Origin of the sequence: Pseudomonas sp., assembly GCF_041601375.1 — a bacterium.
Classification (GTDB): domain Bacteria; phylum Pseudomonadota; class Gammaproteobacteria; order Pseudomonadales; family Pseudomonadaceae; genus Aquipseudomonas.
The window spans coordinates 1-4,504 of the sequence record NZ_JBFIIG010000262.1; the positions used below are offsets into that span (position 1 = coordinate 1).

Annotated in this window: 6 protein-coding genes; 2 read left to right on the top strand and 4 right to left on the bottom strand. The window is 61.2% G+C overall.

The window, feature by feature from the left end:
* On the top strand, positions 1–381 hold a 381-nt coding region (locus tag ABZE94_RS20575), incomplete at its 5' end, for a hypothetical protein (protein ID WP_372877959.1).
* Positions 382–853: 472 nt separating this feature from the next.
* On the opposite strand, the gene ABZE94_RS20580 is transcribed toward ABZE94_RS20575, so the two are convergent.
* The 3 genes from ABZE94_RS20580 to ABZE94_RS20590 are packed head-to-tail and all read right to left on the bottom strand — an operon-like array spanning position 854 to position 2,996.
* Positions 854–1,840, bottom strand: a complete 987-nt coding sequence (locus tag ABZE94_RS20580; protein WP_372877961.1) for a trans-acting enoyl reductase family protein — start codon at positions 1,838–1,840, stop codon at positions 854–856.
* Positions 1,837–2,238, bottom strand: coding sequence for a VOC family protein (locus ABZE94_RS20585; RefSeq protein ID WP_372877963.1), 402 nt, complete (start codon positions 2,236–2,238; stop codon positions 1,837–1,839). The genes ABZE94_RS20580 and ABZE94_RS20585 overlap by 4 nt, the downstream gene beginning before the upstream one ends.
* 14 nt (positions 2,239–2,252) lie before the next feature.
* On the bottom strand, positions 2,253–2,996 hold the full coding sequence (locus ABZE94_RS20590) for an SDR family NAD(P)-dependent oxidoreductase (RefSeq protein ID WP_372877965.1): 744 nt from the start codon (positions 2,994–2,996) through the stop codon (positions 2,253–2,255).
* A gap of 135 nt (positions 2,997–3,131) precedes the next feature.
* Between ABZE94_RS20590 and ABZE94_RS20595 the strand changes: the two genes are divergently transcribed.
* The gene (locus tag ABZE94_RS20595; RefSeq protein WP_372877967.1) at positions 3,132–4,028 is read left to right on the top strand and encodes an AraC family transcriptional regulator N-terminal domain-containing protein; all 897 of its coding nucleotides are present in this window, start codon (positions 3,132–3,134) and stop codon (positions 4,026–4,028) included.
* Positions 4,029–4,167: 139 nt separating this feature from the next.
* On the opposite strand, the gene ABZE94_RS20600 is transcribed toward ABZE94_RS20595, so the two are convergent.
* Positions 4,168–4,504 (bottom strand): LysR substrate-binding domain-containing protein (locus ABZE94_RS20600; protein ID WP_372877969.1); only part of this gene is annotated, 337 nt, incomplete at its 5' end.

The window sequence follows — 4,504 nt, forward strand, 5'->3', positions numbered from 1 at the left end:
GAGGCGCTGGCCGCCGCCTGTCAGGTTTCCACCCGCGCGCTCAGCGAAAAAATACCCGTGGTGGTGATCCAGAGTTGTTACGTCTACGAGGGTATGGAAGAAGGTGCAATCGACTGGTCTTGCAGCAATGAAAACCGAGGCTTGCTCGATCATGAAAAAAAGCCGGTCGAGAACTGCCCTTCCGGTTATTTCGGTTCTTGCACCGCCACCCTCACGCAGGAGGCGTTGGCCAGCCATAAAGCCATTGGCGATGTCAAAACCGGCACGCCCATGGCTGTTCCGGACGATGCAAAAATCGTTAGTTACTTTTATCGAGTGGCCGAAAAGGAACAGGCCAGAAAGGACTGCACCGCCGCGGGCGGCAATTGGCAGAATCGATAGAGGACAGACCAAGGTTTTGGCTTGAATGATCAAGCAGACGCAAAATTGATCGTGGTCTGCCCTCTATTATTTTGCATCGCCGAGAATGGCGAGGCTGACAGCGTGGATAACATACCCACGATGACACCCAAGCTTCCCATTGTCGGCCAGGAGCGGAAGTTCAAGAGGCGCCATAATCAAGCGGCCACTTTTGAGAGGGAAACAAAAAACCCGCCGAAGCGGGTTTTTTAAAGGCCATTCCGACATCCTGTCAGCAGCCTTCCTGGCGATGGCCGATCATCCGTGATCCTGAGCGCGTCCTGCGCTTCAGTTGATGTGTGTAGATTAGGTTCAATGGCGAAGCCTCAACAGAGGATATCGCAGCCAATGCGTGTAAGCCTTTCGCTATGGGCAACCTGCGAGCGCGTGATGCTCCTTGATTGCCATCGGATGCCACGCATGCTGAGCCCCCCCCCCTCAGCCCCCCAAGGACTCAGCAGATTCGGATGATGCGGGTATCGGCAATGGATGTCGCAAAACCCTTCCCGAAGAGACCTGCAGGCGTCTGGAATCCCGGGCGTGTTTCCCCCTCCAGAACGCGGCGCGCCGCCTCGACAGCGGCCATGCTCGTGAAGGTGTATCCGTTGACCGTATCAAGGAGCGCGTGACGGACATTGCCATCACCGTCGGTGACCTCGGCGATCGCTCGGTAGCGATTGGCGGCGCGCTCCTCGGCGCTAGGCCCGTCTGCTAGTGCCGATAGGTCCCCTTGGGGAAAGTTCGAGCCGCCCATATGCACAAAGGTCTCGATCCACGGGATACCCGTCGAGCGCCAGACCGTCACCAGGTCGGGCAAGGTCACAGGAATGCAGTCCACCAATCCCCGGCCGAAATCGAATGGCTGGAGCTCGTTCGGCGCGCGCCCGACCAACTGTCCGTCCACACGCATCAGGCATTGCGTTGAGAGATTCTCTGTTGCGCTGATCACCGATCCCCTGGACATCGCGCCCCTGACCTGAAGGGCCAGCCGCAGTCGCACAGGCGTCGGCACCAGCCCGATCGCGTGTCCGACCAGACATCCCAACATGGCCACACTCCCGCCACTGCCCGGCAGCAGCATGCTTCCGGCCTGAATGGCTTGGTCATCCAACGCCTCGGCCAGTCGATAGCTGTCGAGTTCCGCCGAGACATCCAGGTAGTGGGCGCCGCAGCGGATTGCCGCCTCCATCAGGCGTCTCGCCGTACGCTGAAAGGGCCCGGCGCAATTCAGAATGACGGACACGTCAGCCAGGGCGTCGGCGATCGAATCGAGACTGTCCAGAGCGAAAACGCGATGCTCGACCTGTAACCTGTCGGCCAGCGCCGCCAGCTTCGACGCGTCACGGCCCGCCAACAGCGGCGACAGACCCGAGGCAGCGGCAAGCTCCGCGACCATACGACCGGTATAGCCCGTCGCACCGTATATCATCAGTCTCTTCATGATTCGTGCTGCCAGCTTTTGTAGACGAACTCCAGGCTGTAGCCATCCAGATCACGGACATTGGCAGCGTAGTAGCGCGGGTCGTAATGCAGCCGGGCACCCGGTGCGCCATTGTCCGTAGCGCCCGCTGCCATTGCGGCGGCATACGCGGCATCGACGGTTTCCCGGCTGTTCGCTACGAGGCCGACGTGTACCGAGCGGGCATCGACGGTGCCCTCGCGCAACCAGAAGAACATGCGCCCATGGGCGCCAAACCCTTTTAGATCAGGATGGCCGGGAGGGCCCGCTCTGCCGTCGTAATCGAGCCAGTTGACGATGCCGAGCGGCGCCAGCGCGGCGGTGTAGAACACCACCGCCGCGTCGAGATCCCGTACGGAAAGAAAGATGTGGTCGAGCATGCCGATTTCTCCGTTCAGATGATGTAGCCGCCAGCGACTTCAATGGATTGCGCATTGATCCAGCCACCATCGGCGGTCAGCAGCGCCGTGATCACTCGCGCGACCTCCTCGGGTTCGCCTACCCGCCCCAGCGAGGTCTGCCCCGCCAGTAGCGCTTCGAACTCGGCATTCAAGCCGCCGCCCAGCTCGGTGCGGATGGCTCCCGGCGACACGGCGTTCACGCGGATGCGGCGCTCGCCGAACTCCTTGGCCATGTAACGCGTGAGCACCTCCAGCCCGCCCTTGAACGCGGCGTAAGGAGCCACGCCTGCAGTTGCCACTCGCGTCGTCGCGCTGGTCAGGTTGACGATGCTTGCGCCCTCCTGCAGCAAGGGAAGCAGCACTTGAGTGAGAAAGAACGGTCCTTTCAAGTGAACGTTCATCAGCCCATCGAACTGCTCTTCGGTGACGCTTTCGATCGGGTTGAACAACCCGTAGCCGGCGTTGTTGACGAGGCCACCGAGCGAGCCGGTCTGCCATACCGTCGCCAACGCTCGCTCCACGTCCTGACGGAAGCCGTGGAAGGACGCCACCTCGCCTAGGTTCAGTTCCAGCGCCACGGCCTTGCCACCTTCGCCCTCAATTCGAGCCACCACCGCGGCGGCGGCGCTCGGATTGCTCTTGTAGGTGAGAATGACGCCCAAACCGCGGCGTGCACATTCGATGGCCGCGCTGGCGCCGATGCCCCGGCTGCCGCCGGTGATTACCACTGTGCTCATTTCGGTACTTCCTTCCGATTAGGTACCGACACGATAAGCAGCAACGCAAACGGGCACCGACCCGTTCCTACCCGCTTCCTGCCTATTTCTGCTTTTCGGTTGTGGTTTACACGGCTACTGCGATCAAATGGCTTCATGGCAGACCAACTGAACGAACTCCGGGCCTTGACCGCCCATGCACAAAACCATCGCACGGAGACGGGCATCCCGCGCGTGGCCATGGTTCAAGGAGAGATACCGGAGCACCAGTTGGCGGCCGTCTACGACCCGATGGTCAATCTGATTCTGCGCGGCAGCAAGTCGATGACGATTGGCGGGCGAGTGCTGCACTACGATCCGGCAACCTATTTCGTCATGTCCGTCGATCTTCCTGCAGCGGGAGTGGTGCGTCCCGATGAGCACGGGACGCCCTACCTGGCGGTCAGCCTGACGCTTGACGCTGAAGTGATTGCAGGGCTGCTGTATGACCTGGCCGACCTGCCCGATCCTCTTACCCGAGAGCAGGAGCACAAGGCCTTTTCCGTAGCGGCGGTCACCTCCGAGCTGCTGGACGCCTGGGTTCGCATGCTGCGTTTGATGCAGCATCCGCAAGACATCCCCGCGCTCGCGCCGGCCTATGAGCGGGAGATCCTCTACCGGGTCCTACAAGGGCCGATGGGCTGGATGCTGCGCGAAATCGTTTCGCCCGACACGGCACTGGCTCGGATCAACCAGGCGATCCAGAGAATTCGCAGCGACTATGCGCAGCCGCTGCGCGTCAAGGAGCTTGCCGAGGGCTCGGCAATGAGCGTGTCCGCATTCCATCGACATTTCAAAACGGTTACCAACCTCAGCCCTCTGCAATACCAGAAGCAAATCCGTCTGTTGCAGGCGCGCACCTTGTTGCTGACGGCCCGGCACGGCGTGACGTCCGCCGCCCATGAAGTGGGCTATGAAAGCCCAACGCAGTTCAGTCGTGAGTACGCGCGCAAGTTCGGTCTGCCACCGAGCCGGGACGTCGCGCGAATTGCCGAGCAAATGAAGTCGGGTTGAGCTCCGACCTGCCGATTAGCATCTGGAGTTCGTGCCGCTGTCACGGCCCTGTGATGAGGTCACGAGCATCCCTCGATAGTTTGCTCTAAGTGAAGTGACCGCAATACCGAGGCGCCTCATCCTACGTCCAACGCTGTGGTCACGAACCCCGTCGGTTGGTGATAGGCGCATGCTGTGCCATCAGTTCAGCGACCCACTCGATGAACACGCGCAGCTTGATGCTGATATGCCGGTTCGGCGGAAACGCCACGAAAATCGGCATTGGCTCGAGACGCCATTCCTCGAACAGGGGCACCAACTCGCCTTGCGCCACGTGAGGCGCGGACATGTAGTCCGGCAGCCAGAGAACTCCCATGCCGGCCAGGCCGGCCGCGAGGTAGGCATTGCCATCGTCGACCGCCAGCACGTAGCGACCCTGGATGTGGATGCTCTCACCGTTGCTGTGCATGGCATACGGCAGGGCTTTGCCGGTGCGC

Excerpts from the sequence above, each read along its gene's own strand:
- ABZE94_RS20580 (WP_372877961.1), bottom strand. The coding sequence starts at position 1,840 with ATGAAGAGACTGATGATATACGGTGCGACGGGCTATACCGGTCGTATG.
- ABZE94_RS20585 (WP_372877963.1), bottom strand. The coding sequence starts at position 2,238 with ATGCTCGACCACATCTTTCTTTCCGTACGGGATCTCGACGCGGCGGTG.
- ABZE94_RS20590 (WP_372877965.1), bottom strand. The coding sequence starts at position 2,996 with ATGAGCACAGTGGTAATCACCGGCGGCAGCCGGGGCATCGGCGCCAGC.
- ABZE94_RS20595 (WP_372877967.1), top strand. The coding sequence starts at position 3,132 with ATGGCAGACCAACTGAACGAACTCCGGGCCTTGACCGCCCATGCACAA.